Origin of the sequence: Streptosporangium sp. NPDC000509 (genome assembly GCF_042898365.1) — a bacterium.
Taxonomy (GTDB): domain Bacteria; phylum Actinomycetota; class Actinomycetes; order Streptosporangiales; family Streptosporangiaceae; genus Streptosporangium.
In genome coordinates, this window is record NZ_JBIAYX010000023.1 from 13,575 (window position 1) to 26,044 (window position 12,470).

The 12,470-nt window shown below is 70.2% G+C and carries 10 protein-coding genes and 1 pseudogene; 5 read left to right on the forward strand and 6 right to left on the reverse strand.

Annotation, left to right across the window (positions count from 1 at the left end):
* The first annotated feature begins 159 nt into the window (after positions 1 to 159).
* Entirely contained in the window at positions 160 to 1,323 is a 1,164-nt protein-coding gene (locus tag ACFY3D_RS33480) for a sensor histidine kinase (RefSeq protein WP_389987068.1), read from the forward strand.
* 144 nt (positions 1,324 to 1,467) lie between these two features.
* Here ACFY3D_RS33480 and ACFY3D_RS33485 read toward each other — a convergent pair whose 3' ends face one another.
* The 3 genes from ACFY3D_RS33485 to ACFY3D_RS33495 form a co-directional block, all read right to left on the reverse strand.
* Complete coding sequence (locus tag ACFY3D_RS33485) at positions 1,468 to 2,874, reverse strand: S41 family peptidase (protein ID WP_389987071.1); 1,407 nt, start codon at positions 2,872 to 2,874, stop codon at positions 1,468 to 1,470.
* Between the two features lie 222 nt (positions 2,875 to 3,096).
* Positions 3,097 to 5,988 (reverse strand): DUF6493 family protein, encoded by a 2,892-nt coding sequence (locus ACFY3D_RS33490; protein WP_389987074.1) that lies wholly within the window; start codon positions 5,986 to 5,988, stop codon positions 3,097 to 3,099.
* 165 nt (positions 5,989 to 6,153) lie between these two features.
* Positions 6,154 to 6,771 carry a TetR/AcrR family transcriptional regulator gene (locus tag ACFY3D_RS33495; RefSeq protein ID WP_389987077.1) on the reverse strand — a complete coding sequence of 206 codons (618 nt, stop codon included), beginning with the start codon at positions 6,769 to 6,771 and terminating at the stop codon, positions 6,154 to 6,156.
* A gap of 50 nt (positions 6,772 to 6,821) precedes the next feature.
* Between ACFY3D_RS33495 and ACFY3D_RS33500 the strand changes: the two genes are divergently transcribed.
* On the forward strand, positions 6,822 to 7,766 hold the full coding sequence (locus ACFY3D_RS33500; RefSeq protein ID WP_389987080.1) for an NADP-dependent oxidoreductase: 945 nt from the start codon (positions 6,822 to 6,824) through the stop codon (positions 7,764 to 7,766).
* A 32-nt stretch (positions 7,767 to 7,798) separates the two neighbouring features.
* On the opposite strand, the pseudogene ACFY3D_RS33505 reads toward ACFY3D_RS33500, so the two are convergent.
* Positions 7,799 to 8,603: pseudogene (locus ACFY3D_RS33505) on the reverse strand (IS5 family transposase).
* A gap of 73 nt (positions 8,604 to 8,676) precedes the next feature.
* Here ACFY3D_RS33505 and ACFY3D_RS33510 point away from each other — a divergent pair.
* On the forward strand, positions 8,677 to 9,192 hold the full coding sequence (locus ACFY3D_RS33510) for a hypothetical protein (protein WP_389987084.1): 516 nt from the start codon (positions 8,677 to 8,679) through the stop codon (positions 9,190 to 9,192).
* The gene (locus ACFY3D_RS33515; protein WP_389987087.1) at positions 9,177 to 9,779 is read left to right on the forward strand and encodes a hypothetical protein; all 603 of its coding nucleotides are present in this window, start codon (positions 9,177 to 9,179) and stop codon (positions 9,777 to 9,779) included. The genes ACFY3D_RS33510 and ACFY3D_RS33515 overlap by 16 nt, the downstream gene beginning before the upstream one ends.
* Before the next feature lie 345 nt (positions 9,780 to 10,124).
* Here ACFY3D_RS33515 and ACFY3D_RS33520 read toward each other — a convergent pair whose 3' ends face one another.
* Together ACFY3D_RS33520 and ACFY3D_RS33525 are read right to left on the reverse strand one after the other, a co-directional pair.
* Positions 10,125 to 10,757 (reverse strand): NYN domain-containing protein, encoded by a 633-nt coding sequence (locus ACFY3D_RS33520; RefSeq protein ID WP_389987090.1) that lies wholly within the window; start codon positions 10,755 to 10,757, stop codon positions 10,125 to 10,127.
* 150 nt (positions 10,758 to 10,907) lie between these two features.
* Entirely contained in the window at positions 10,908 to 11,612 is a 705-nt protein-coding gene (locus ACFY3D_RS33525; protein WP_389987093.1) for a formylglycine-generating enzyme family protein, read from the reverse strand.
* A 126-nt stretch (positions 11,613 to 11,738) separates the two neighbouring features.
* Between ACFY3D_RS33525 and ACFY3D_RS33530 the strand changes: the two genes are divergently transcribed.
* Positions 11,739 to 12,437 (forward strand): alpha/beta fold hydrolase, encoded by a 699-nt coding sequence (locus ACFY3D_RS33530; protein WP_389987096.1) that lies wholly within the window; start codon positions 11,739 to 11,741, stop codon positions 12,435 to 12,437.
* The last annotated feature ends 33 nt before the right edge of the window (positions 12,438 to 12,470 follow it).

Genomic DNA, 12,470 nt, shown 5'->3' on the forward strand with positions numbered 1-12,470 from the left:
GCGTACGCCCCGGAGGAACCCGGCACTCCCGGCACACGACCGGAGACGCGCGGCATGCTCGGCGTACGGTCGGAAAGGCGCGGCATGCCCGGCACACGGTCGGAGAAGGGCGGTGTGTCCGGTGTGCGGTCCGGGAACGCGCGGTGCCGGAGGGCCGTTGTGAGCGGGCGCGCGGCCCGGACGGTCTTCGGCACGGTACGGATGCGCCTCACCCTGCTGTACACCGGCCTGTTCCTGGTCACCTCGACGATCCTGCTCACCGTGGTGAACCTGCTGCTCAGCAACGCGCTGGAGAGCCGGGTCAGATCCATCAAGGAGGACTTTCCGCCCTTTGACCGATTCCCCCCGGGGGTGCCCGTGCCGAGGGCACCAGACCTGCCCGACCTCCCGGCACGACCCGAGGTCGTCGACGTCGTGAACACCCTGTCCGGCGCGGTGCTGCGCTACCAGTGGACGGTGAGCGCGATCGTGATCGCCCTGCTCACCGTCGTCTCGGTGGCCGCGGGCTGGTGGCTGGCCGGACGGGTGCTGAGCCCGCTGCGGCACATCACCGCCACCGCGCGCCGTCTCTCCCTGTCGAACCTGCACGAACGGATCGGGCTCGCCGGTCCCCGCGACGAGCTCACCGACCTCGCCGAGACCTTCGACGCGATGCTGGAACGGCTGGAACGGTCGGTCGACAGCCAGCGCCGGTTCATCGCCAACGCCGCCCACGAACTGCGGACCCCGCTCTCCGTCCAGCGGGCCGCGATCCAGATCGGACTGGACGACCCGCTGCCGGACCGGCTGGTCCCGGTACGGGAGAAGCTGCTGACCGCGAACCGCAGGACCGAGCGGCTGATCGACTCGTTGCTCCTGCTCGCCCAGGCAGAACACGGCCCGGACGGCATGGAGCCGGCGGCCCTCGACGCGCTGGTCCGCCAGGCGATCGAGGAGACGACCGCCGACGGTGTCGTCATCACCTCGGAGACCCGGCCGGTCGTCGTCGTGGGTGACCCGATCCTGCTCGGCAGGCTCCTGACCAACCTGCTGCAGAACGCGGTCCGCCACAACCGTCCCGGCGGGACCGTGCACGTCGGTCTCACCGTGACCGGCGTGCTGACCGTACGCAACACGGGTCCCAAGGTGCCCGCAGAACGGGTCGACGAGCTGTTCCAGCCGTTCCGCAGGCTGCACTCCCGGACCGGAAGCGCCGACGGCGCCGGTCTCGGCCTGTCCATCGTGGCCTCGATCGCCCAAGCCCACCACGCCACCGTCACCGCCCGGCCCAACCCCGGCGGCGGCCTCGAACTGACCGTGAGCTTCCCCGTCCTTGGTGGCTGACATGAGTCTCCTCACCCGCAGCGGTCGATCGCGACTCTTCTCGCCCGTAGCAGCCGACCGCGAGCTTCCCCGTACGGGGCAGGGACCGCCCGCGACACAGAAGAAGGAGCCCGGCGGTCGCCGGGCTCCTTGCGCGGGGAGGGCCTACTTCAGCAGGATGAGGGCCTTCGCGACGCCCGGGTCGCGTCCGGCGGACAGGTCAGCCGAGGTCATCGGGGCCTGGTGGTCGGGGGCGACACCGATGGTGTTCACGACCTCCCGGTTCGCTCCGATCTCGTGCTTCTTGGGCAGGACGAGGACGCTGCCGTCGTCGAGCAGATAACCGGCTCCCGGACCCGACACCGCGCCGGCGGTGCGGGTGCCGACCAGGGTGCCGAGACGGAGATCCTTGACCGTGCTCGTGAAGGAGTCGCACGCCGAGGCGCAGTTGCGGTCGGTGAGCGCGACGAGGGGCAGGCCCAGCAGCGGCACGGTGTCGTCGCTCCGGTTGGCGGTGCAGCGGCCCTGCACGTCGCACCAGTAGCTGGTGACCTTGCCGTGCGTCCAGGCACCGAGCAGCCTGGAGACCTCCTGCGGGCTGCCGCCCCCGTTGCCGCGCAGGTCCAGCACGACCCCGCGCAGGGTCGCCTTCTCACGCAGGGAGGCGATGGCCGCAAGGACCTCGTCCGCCGCGCCGGGGAAGAAGCCCGGCAGTGCGACGTAGGCGACGGAGCCGGAGAGCAGCCTGGAGTCGACCTTGGGCTTGGAGCCGGAGGAGGGGGCGGGGGTCACCGAGACGTCGACGGTGCCGCCGGTGGAGGGACGGCGCAGGGTGAGCCGGATCGCCTTCCCCGCCGGGGGCCTGACGAGCCCGTCAAGGACTCCCTGGGAGAGCACCCCGTTGACGAAGAGCGGCACCCCCTCGGCCGAGACGAGTTCGTCGCCCGGCCGGATCCCCGCCTTCGCGCCCGGACCCTCCGGGCGTACGTCGGTGATGAAGAGCGGCGGGGTGGCCGCCGGATCGATCACCCCCGGGGGACGGAGGCCGGAGAGGCGGACGCCGAGCGACAGCCCGCCGGGGGGCGGGCGGTCCCAGTTCGCGTGGTTGTCGTCGAGGCTCCGCACCATGCCCCGCATCGTCGCCTCCGCGACCGCCTGCCGCATCTCCGGGTCGGCGGGCAACGTGCCGACGACCTTCTGGTAGACGGCGCTGAACGCGGCCCAGTCGGCTTTCTTGTTGCCGGTGAGCGCGGGCATCGTCGCGTTCGGCCGGTCGAGCCCACGGCGCTGCAGCTCCTGGGTGAGCGCGGCGAACGCGGGCACCAGCAGCGCGCGGGGATCCAGGACCGGGCCGCTGTAGTAGTTGGCGAAGACGCAGTGGTACGCCTGCTCGAGGGTGGTGACGGTGGTCGGCTTCAACGGCGGAGGCTCGGATGGCCCCGACGGTCCTGACAGGGACACGCACGCCGGTGATCGGCCGCCGTACCCACGGTTGGCGCTCGCGCCGGTGGCCCCGGAACCGATGAGAGCGGCGAGCGTGATCGCGATGACGAACGATTTTCTGCTTCTCATGCCGCCGAGCTTCGCGATCATGCTGTTGCCCGGACGTGAACGCGAACGTTAACACCGCCGTAGCGGTCCCTCCGGTAGGAACACTGCTTTTGGGAGCCCGGCGTCGGTCGCGGGGCGATGGGACCGGCCGCGACCGGTTGTGTCAGCTCGGCCGATAGGGAGCCGGGCTACGTCATCGGGAGCGGAGGAGGAGGGATATCCGGTCGAGGAGGTTCCGCCTGTTCAGGCGGGTGTCCGTGTCACGGCCTGCTCCTGTCGGCCGAGGAGTTGTTCGTGCAGGGCGCGGGCGGTGCGTACGAAGTTGCTCGTCCCCTTGCGGGCCGCCGCCTCGGCGACCGCGGGGACGGGGCCGTGCGCTCCGGCCCAGCGGGCGGCGTCGATCGCGAGGGAGAGCGCCTGGGTGTGCCCGGAATACGGTCGCTCGTCCGGTCCTGGCAGGTAGACCGGCAGCAACCCGGTCATGATCTCCCACACCTGCCGGTGCGCGCCCTGTTTCGCGCATTCCTCCAGCGCCGAGCGCACGGGGCTCATCGTGGTCACCTCCCTGCGCAGGGACAGCCCGAGCTGACGTCCGCATTCCACGGCGGGCAGACAGCCGGCGGCGGCCGCGTCCAGCAGCAACCGCAGACCGCGTTCGGGCCATGCGAACATGCCCAGCTGGGCCAACGGGACGGCGATCAGCAGCGCCGTCGCCTCACCCACCGGCCCGTCCTGGGAGAACAGCGCGGTCACGTACCGATGGAAGTAACCGGGCCGCTCCCAGGTGTCGAGCAGGTGCGGCAGCAGGTGCATGGCCACCGCCTCCCGATCCGAGGGTAGCGTCAGCCGCCAGAACTCCATGTACTTGCCGTCGTCCGTGCCCGTCCAGGGACGCGGATCGGACAGCAGCGTGTCGATCAGCGCGAGCCCCGTCGGTTCGATCCGGATGCGGGGGTTCAGCCGGGGGGAGTGCTCGCCCTTCTGCCGGTCGTGCGTGTAGGCGCCGCCGGCGTGTGCCCAGTCCACCCGCAACTGCGGCTCCGGCCGGTCGGTCAGCCAGCGCGCCAGCGTGGCGCCCGCCTGAGAGGTCAGCTTCCCGGCACGGTCGACCACCTCGGCGGACGCCTCACGCGGCAGCCGTAGCAGCGCCTGCCCCAGGTCGGCGGGCAGGGCCTGGGCGCCGGCCCGCTCGTACCCCTCCAGGCGGGCCACCAGCTCGGCGGGATCGAGGTGACCGGAGGTCAGGGTCGGGGTGGCCAGCAGGTACGGGGGCAGCGTCCCGGCTTTCAGCGCGGAGTGGACCTCTGAGCAGCGCAGCAGCATGGCGTAGTGCGGCGCCGAGAGGTGACGCGGGTCAGGCAGGCGGTCGTGCGGTGGCTTCTCCTGCTCCTCAAGGCTTCTCCAGCTGCCCGACGACATGATCCACACGTTCAGGATCTCCGCTTCGAGCGGCGGGCCCTGGGTGAAGTGCTCAAGATTGCCGAGCGGAGTGCCGTTCTCGGTGAGGGCCGCGGCGATGTTCTCGCGCATCTCGGCGGGCAGCCGGCCGAAGTCCACCTCGATGTCGCGCTCCTCGCCGCCTTCGGCGATGCGCACGCCGATGACGTGCCTGGCGTACTTGGGAGCCTGTTCTGGCTCGGGGACCGGCGGCTCCTGCCCGGGGTCGGCGGCCTCGCGCAGCAGCGCCTCCGTCCACTCCTCAAGGTGGCACCAGTGACGCCGCTCGTAGATGCGGCCCCGGCCGGGGCGCGGTCGCCTGGACGGGTCGCGGACGAAACCGTCGAGCCACCGTTCGAAGGTGATGATGTCGCTCACCTGGTCGTAGGTGGCGGTCAGGTCCTCCAGCGCCGGTGGGAACGGCTCGCGGGCGACCGGCTGGAACGGCGGCAGCGTCCCCGGCTCGAAGTCGTCGATCTCCTCTGGCTCGGCCGCCATCACCCCGTAAGCCTGGGAGAGCCGCGCCGCCAGCTCGGCGGGCAGGACGCTCGCCGCCTCGCGGACGGCCTCGGCTCCGGCGGGCGTGAAGCGCCGGGCATGCTTGACGGCCAGGCGCACCGCGCGCTCGCGCACCTCGTAGGCCTCGCACAGGAATGCCGAGGCGAGCGCCGGGGCCAGCTCGTCGAGGTCAGCGTCCGCGTCGCGGGCGGCTTGGTCGAGCAGGGTCAGTCCGGCCCGCACGAGCTTGCCCTCGGGGCGGAACAGCAGCGCCGACACCGCCTCTTCGAGCTCCTCGCCGCTCAGCCCACCCGCGCCGCGCAGCTGCCGTAGCGCCAGCTCGGCCACCGGCCCCGGCGCGGCGGGCAGCAGCCGCAGGTAGTCGCGAGTGCGCTCAGCGCTCGGCGCCGGGTCGAGCATCTCGTGCAGGCGAACGAAGAAACGCAGGTCGGCGGGGTTGCCACCGCGCAGGAACCGGCGCAGACAGCCGTCGACCAGCGGCTCGGGGGCGAGTCGGCCGACCGCGACCGCGGCACGCAGCGCCCCCAGCCAGGTGCGGAGGCTGGGATCCCACGAGGGCGGATCGACACTGTCCCCGCGCAGCGCCCGGCCCACGCCCTCGGCCTCGAACAACCGGGGCACCAGGTGCTCGGCCAACGGGTCGTGCTCCAGATCCGGCGGCTGGGACACCCAGGCGACGGTGAGCGGGTCGTGCTCGGGCGGGACGGCACCGCTACGGCGCAGCAGCTCCAGGGCCAACGGCATGCTGTCGTCCCTGACCTGGGTCCGGTTGCCACGCAGCCGCAGGGCCAGCCGCACCGCGAGACCGGCCTGCCACTGCTGCGGTCGCGCGGCGATCACCCGCAGCAGCGGCCCGGAGTCCAGCGGTGGCCGCCAACGGGTGAAGTCGCGCCGATACAGCCAGGTCGCGACGGCCGCCATCCCGCCGAACACGCCCGCCCCGGCGACCCGCATGGGCTCGATCCATTCCTCGCCGTCGGTCCACACCCCCTGGCGCCGGTCGCGTTCCTCGACCGCTGTCCTGGCGACGCCGATATGGTCGGGCAGCTCGCGAGCAACCTCCCGGCACCCGGCCTCGTCCAGAGCCAACACGGTGTCTGCGACCAGGGCCGGGTCACCGGCGGCGATGGCCGCGCGCACGCTCGACCAGGCCCCGCTCACGGGGGAGTGTGTCGTCATGCCGCACACCGTAGAGATCGCCCCCGACAGAACCGGAACTCATATGAACAGCACCGGGTACGCGATGCGTTGGAGGCGGGGAAGGCGGAGGCCGTGCCGGTGCCGACGGTGAAGCTCACGCAGCCGGCGCGACCGCGACGCCAGGCGCTGTGAGAGAACCGGTTTTTACCGGAGCGGTAGCCGGACGGCCGGCGGGAGAGGGGAGACTCCGGGGTGTGCCTGGAACGACTGGATCATCAGTGCGGCGAAGCGGCGGGCGGCGGCCGCCCTCAGCGCGGGGGACTCGGCTCGGATGCCCTCGTTCGCCGTCATCGTCAGGACGACGTCTTCCAGAACGATGTCGGCGCGCAGGTCGCCCGCCTCCTTGGCCTTGCTCAGGAGTTCGCGCATCCCGCGTAGGGCGCGGTCGCGGTCGGCGGCCAGGCCCACCGATGCGGGCAGTCGTGAGACGAAGGCGTGGGAGAAGCTCCGGCCGAGGGCACGCATCTCCATGAGCCTGAAGATCGTCTCACGGAACCCGTGCCAGGGGTCGGGGTCGGCCCGGCCTTCGTCGACGATCTGGGAGCACAGCGTCATCCCTTCGCCGAAGGCCGCGGTGAGCAGGGACTCCTTGGTCGGGAAGTGCCGATAGACGGTCGCCGGGCCGACCTGGGCGCGGCGGGCGATCTCCCGGATCGGCACGTCCAAGCCTTCCTGGGCGAAGGCGGCGCGGGCAGCGGCGAGAATCCGGGCGCGGTTGTCCCGGACGTCCGAGCGCCGACTCTGTCTCACTTCCGCCGTCACGGCTCTCACTTTAGACAAGCGGATGGAGTGCTCCGTTACCGTCAAATTTCATGAGAGCTGTCCAGTTTTCCGAGTACGGTCCACCCGAGGTCCTGCACGTGGCCGAGGTTCCGGAGCCGCACGCCGGACCGGGGGAGATCCGCATCGCCGTCCGGGCGTCCGGACTGTCCGCAGGCGAGGCGCGCCTGCGCTCAGGGGAGATGCGTCATGTGGTGCCGCTGACGTTCCCGTACCGGACGGGGTTCGACGCCGCGGGCGTGGCCGACGAGGTCGGCGACGGCGTCACCGGCGTTCGTGTCGGCGACGAGGTGTTCGGGATGGCGCATTCCGCCGTGCGCGGCGCCAACGCCGACCACGTCGTCCTGACCGCCTGGGCTCCCAAACCCGCGGCATGGGACTGGGCGGAGGCCGGCGGTGCGGCGGGCCTCGTCGAGACCGCCACCCGGGTTCTCGACCGGCTCGCCGTCGGCCTCGGTGACACGGTGCTGATCCAGGGCGCGGCCGGTGGGGTCGGCACGGTCGCCGGCCAGCTCGCGGCGGTCCGCGGCGCCCGGGTCATCGGCACCGCCAGTGCCCGCAACCATGACTTCCTGCGTTCCCTCGGCGTCGAACCGACGACCTACGGGCCCGGCCTGGTCGAACGCGTCCGAGCGCTGGCCCCGGCCGGGGTGGACGCGGTGTTCGACTGCGCCGGAGGAGCACTGCCCGACCTCGTCGCCCTCGCGGAAGACCCGGCCCGGGTCGTCACGATCGCCGACACCACCGCGGCCGCGCACGGCGTCCACATATCCCACGGCGTCCCCGACGACGGCACCGCCCTCGCGGCGAACGCCGACCGGCCGGCGGTACACGGCCTCGGCCTCGCCGTCGACCTCGCCGCCCAAGGCCGCCTGCGCATCCCCGTCGCCGCCGCGTTCCCGCTCACCCACGTCGCCGCCGCCCACGAACTGAGCGAGACCCGCCACGCCCGCGGCAAGATCATCCTGATGCACTGACCACTCATTCTCATAGTGACTCAGACGTCGTCTCATTTGGTGAGTCGGCGGTAGCAGATGAGGGCAGCGGCGATGGCGACGAAGGAGCTGAAGTGCTCGGCTCGCCGCTCATAGCGACGGTGGAGCCGACGACAGCCGGCCAGCCAGGAGACGGTTCGTTCGACGACCCAGCGATGGCGCCCCAGTCGTTGGCTGGACTCGATTCCACGGCGCGCGACGCGAGGGGTGATGCCGCGCCCACGTAGGAAAGCCCGTAGGTGTGGGTAGTCGTAGCCCTTGTCGCCGTGGAGTTTGCCAGGCCGTCGTCGGCGCGGTCCGCGGCGCGAGCGGATCGGTGGGATGCTGCGCACCAACGGCTCCAAGGCCTGGCTGTCGTGGGTACTGGCCGCACTGATAGCGACAGACAGCGGCAATCCGATCCGCTCAGCGATGAGATGGATCTTCGACCCTTTCTTGCCGCGATCGACAGGATTGGGGCCTGTCAGATCCCCCCTTTGGCCGCCCCAACGCTGACCGAGTCGATCGCGCACCACGACCAGTCCAGTTCGCCGCGGGAACCGAGCTCATCCAGCATGACCCGATACAGCTTGGATCACCCCCGTGCGGCGCTCCACTCGGCGAAGCGGCGATGCGCAGTCTGCCAAGACGCGCCAAAGATCGGTGGCAGCTGCCGCCAGGTGCAGCCGGTGGTGGCCACGAAGATGATCCCGGCCAGGATCAGGCGGTCTTCGGCCCGCCGCCGTCCGCCTCCTTGCAGCCGGGTGGGTGCCGGGGGGCCACTCGCTGAAACAGCTCCCACAACTCGTCCGGCACCAGCGGCTGAAGGAACGAATCCACGGAAGATCCAACGACCGAAACGGCTGATCGCTTCCGGACAGACACACGATAGTCTCGCCATGACGATCATGAAATGAGGTACGTCATGACCGGATCGCCCCCGAACAGCCTGGACATGTCCCGAGCTGCCCGCCTGGCCCGCCACGGCTCGGTCTCTACCGCCCTAGCGCTGTTCAGCGACCGGCGTCTCGCCGAACTCGTGGAGACCGCACCACACCGCGGCACCGGCGTCGGCGGTACCACGGCACTGCTGGAGATCGAAGGAAAGCCGGTCTTCGTCAAGCGCGTTCCCCTCACTGACCTGGAGAGACGCCCGAAGAACATCGGCTCCACGGCGAACGTATTCAAGCTCCCCGCGTTCTGCCACTACGGGCTCGGATCCGGGTCGGGCTTCGGCGCGTGGCGCGAGCTGGCAGCGCATGTCATGGCAACCGGCTGGGTGGTCGGCGGGCGCTACGAGGGCTTCCGCTGCTGCACCACTGGCGAGTACTGGCGGAGCCGGTCCGCACGCCGACGGCCGGAGAGCGGGCGGAGTTGGAGGAGGCCGCGGCGTACTGGGAGTCGTCCCCGGCAGTGCGCGCGCGACTAGAAGCGCTCGCAAGTGCGTCGGCGGCCGTCGTGCTGTTCCTGGAGTACATCCCACAGGACGTGAGCCGGTGGCTGGAAGCGCAGGCCGCCCGTGGCGGGGACGCTGCCGGAGCGGCGTGCTCGCTGCTGGAGGGGGAACTGGCTGCCGGGGTCTGCTTCATGAACGCGAACGGGCTGCTTCACTTCGATGCGCATTTCGGCAACATCCTCACTGACGGCCGCCGCATTTATTTCACTGACTTCGGCCTCGCGGCCTCCTCGCGGTTCGAGCTTTCGGCCGCCGAATGTGCCTTTCTCCAGCTGAACGCCGGCCACGACGAGTCCTACGCGGCCAGGGAACTGGTCAACCAGTTGCTGATCGCCCTGAGCCACCCAGTCGGGCGGGCGGAGCTCCTCGATCTCGTACGGCGATGCGCAAGAGGCGACGTCCTCTCGGGCGTCCCGGAGCCTGTCGCGGCGATCGTCAGGCGCCACGCGCCTGTCGCCGCTGTCATGAACGACTTCTACGGCAGGCTGCTCGGCGAGACCAGGACGGCCACCTACCCCGCCGCTGACATCCACCGTGCCCGTACTCCCCCGTCCGTCTGAATGTCCGTCCGCACCTGCGTGGCGGCGCCCCGGAGGGTGACCGAGTGGAGCGGGGCAAGAATGTGGGCCAACCACCCGCTGTGCGATTTGTTATAGCAACCTGACCAAATGAGACGACCTCTTATGACGAACAGCGTTTCGAGGGGCTGGTCACGTCGCGGGAAGGCTGGTTTGGGCAGTTCACCGACGGCACGCTGCCTCGGGGCACGGTGGCCGGACGGGCGTGTCTGTTACTCCGAGTGGTTTGACAGACACGGAGGCGGACTGCTTCACTTGGGGCATCGCCCCACGGGACATGCGCCGGTGGGAACAGGCCCCGTCCGTTGGACGGGGCCTTGTATTTTCTCACCAGGTCGTCGGCCGCCGGATCTCTCCTCGCGAGTCCTCCAGCTTTTCCGGAAACTGGCAGGTAGCCAGGACGGTCTCCCGGATTTCCCGGAAGAAGGTCGGGGCGGCGGCTTGCAGGTCGACACTCCGTCCACGTACGCGATGGGGGTTGACCACGCCCACGCGGAGGCCGACTTCGTGGCAGACCAGCCGGATGGGCTCGGCCAGATCGGCGTCATTGCTGATCACGATGGCGACCTGGCAATCCTCTCGGAAGGCGTCCGCGAGCAGGTAGGTCGCAAGGTTGACGTCCGACCCTTTCTCCTCGGTCTTGATGACCTCCACCGTCGTGGGGCCTGTTGTAGGCGGATAGGCGAGTCGCATTCTTGTCTTTTTCCGCTGGAACCGCCCTAGATGGATGGTGAGATGAGGAATGGTAGACAGAGCTCTGAGGTAAAAATCCTGTTTGTTTGGGCCGTCGGGGTCATCGGGGCGGGCTGACACCTTGGCAGTGAAGTAGCGGATGCGGTGGATCTGATGGGTGGGTGCGAGCCGCCGGGAAAGAGCGTCGAGGTCCAACCACTTGTAGGGAGTTCCCTTCAGGCAGCCGTAGAACAGGTTGAACCCATCAACGTAGAAGTTCGTAATCACAGAGTGAATGTATCGTCACATAAAGTTAAAGTGGTGGGGTTTGGCATTGCTGCTCGGGTGGAAGTGTGGAGGCCGGAAGACAGTAGGACAATTGCCTCTCGACCGAAGAGCGCGACGTCGGGCATGGCTCATTGAGGGCGGGAGGTGTCCTTAGCGCGATCGGGCGAGTCGGAATCCCAGGTCGTCGATGCGGAAGGTCGGGTGGCTCTTGCGGCGGCACGACGCCCGGCACCCCCGGGGGTGATCGTAGAGACCTCCGCCCCTGAAGACCCGGTACGGGCCGTAGACCTCGGGGTCGTAGACGTCCCAGCACCACTCCCACACGTTGCCGATCATGTCGTACAGCCCCCACGCGTTCGGCGCCCTGGTCGCGACGTCGTGGACCTCGCCGCCGGAGTTGCCGCGGTGCCAGGCGATCTCGTCCAGCTCCCCGTAGCGGACGCCGGTGGTCCCGGCCCGGCACGCGTACTCCCACTCGGCCTCGGTCGGGAGGCGGTAGCCGTCGGCCTCCCGGTCGAAGACCACGTCCTCGCCGTCGGGGTCGTCGCCCATCGAGTAGCAGGGGGCGAGCCCTTCCGCCCGTGAGAGCAGGTCGCAGAACCGGACGGCGTCCATCCAGGAGACCTCGGTCACCGGCGTCCGCGGCCCCGCCGGGCTCGCGGGCGCCTCACCCAGGACGGCGCGGTACAGCTCGCGGGTCACCGGATAGGAGGCCAGCTCGAAGGCTCCGATCTCGACCTTCCAGATCGCCTTCGTGCCCTCGTCCCGCAGGAAGACGTTTCCCGCCGGGATCGCGACCATGTGCTCGGCGATGGCGATGGCGGTCGCCTCGCGCGGCGTCGACTCGGCGATCATCGTTCGTCCTGCTCCACCCGATCGGTCCCGGACACTCCCGTCCGCGAACGCTACCAGGCGCGTCGGCGGGCCGACGGTCTCGCGGTCGCGACCGGGATTGTCGGTCTGTTCCGCTACGTTGCCGCCATGGCGGATTTCGTACTGGTCGCAGGTGCGTGGCTCGGGTCGTGGGCGTGGGACGAGGTGGTGCCCGAGCTGCGCGCGGCCGGGCACGGCGCCCATCCGCTGACGCTGTCCGGTCTCGCGGACAAGCGGGGCGTGCCCGCCGGGCAGCGGACCCACGTTCAGGACATCGTCGACGAGGTCGAACACCGCGATCTGCGCGACGTCGTCCTGGTCGGGCACAGTTACTCGGGAATCCCGGTCGGTCAGGCCGCCGAGCGGATCGGTGACCGGTTGGCCCGCGTGGTCTTCGTCGACTCCAACGTTCCGGCCGACGGAGAGTCCTTCGTGTCCGGCTGGCCGTACGGCCGGGCGATGGTGGAGGCCTCGATCGCCGAGACCGGCGGCTTCTGGGCGCCGCCTGTCGCGGCCGACTACGACGGCCAGGGTCTCACCGGCGAGCAGATCGCCCGGATCGTGAGCGGCGCGACGCCGCATCCGGGCGCCACGTTGACCGAGCCGGCGGTGCTGGCACGCCCGCTCGGCGAGCTCCCGGCGACGTACGTCAAATGCCTGCTCGACGGCGACGAGCCGAGCGACGACGTGGCCAAGCTGCTGAGCGGTGAGCACTGGCGGCTGGTCAAGATGGACACCGGTCATTGGCCGATGTTCTCCCGGCCGCGAGAGCTGGCGCGGATCCTGCTCGACGAGGCCGCGGCGTGATGGTCACCGCCGTTCCGGCCACTGTTGTCAGGC

Bases quoted from the DNA above. Each gene is read 5' to 3' on its own strand.
- ACFY3D_RS33530 (WP_389987096.1), top strand. From the start codon at position 11,739: ATGGCGGATTTCGTACTGGTCGCAGGTGCGTGGCTCGGGTCGTGGGCG.
- ACFY3D_RS33510 (WP_389987084.1), top strand. From the start codon at position 8,677: ATGAGGTACGTCATGACCGGATCGCCCCCGAACAGCCTGGACATGTCC.
- ACFY3D_RS33500 (WP_389987080.1), top strand. From the start codon at position 6,822: ATGAGAGCTGTCCAGTTTTCCGAGTACGGTCCACCCGAGGTCCTGCAC.
- ACFY3D_RS33525 (WP_389987093.1), bottom strand. From the start codon at position 11,612: ATGATCGCCGAGTCGACGCCGCGCGAGGCGACCGCCATCGCCATCGCC.
- ACFY3D_RS33490 (WP_389987074.1), bottom strand. From the start codon at position 5,988: ATGACGACACACTCCCCCGTGAGCGGGGCCTGGTCGAGCGTGCGCGCG.
- ACFY3D_RS33485 (WP_389987071.1), bottom strand. From the start codon at position 2,874: ATGAGAAGCAGAAAATCGTTCGTCATCGCGATCACGCTCGCCGCTCTC.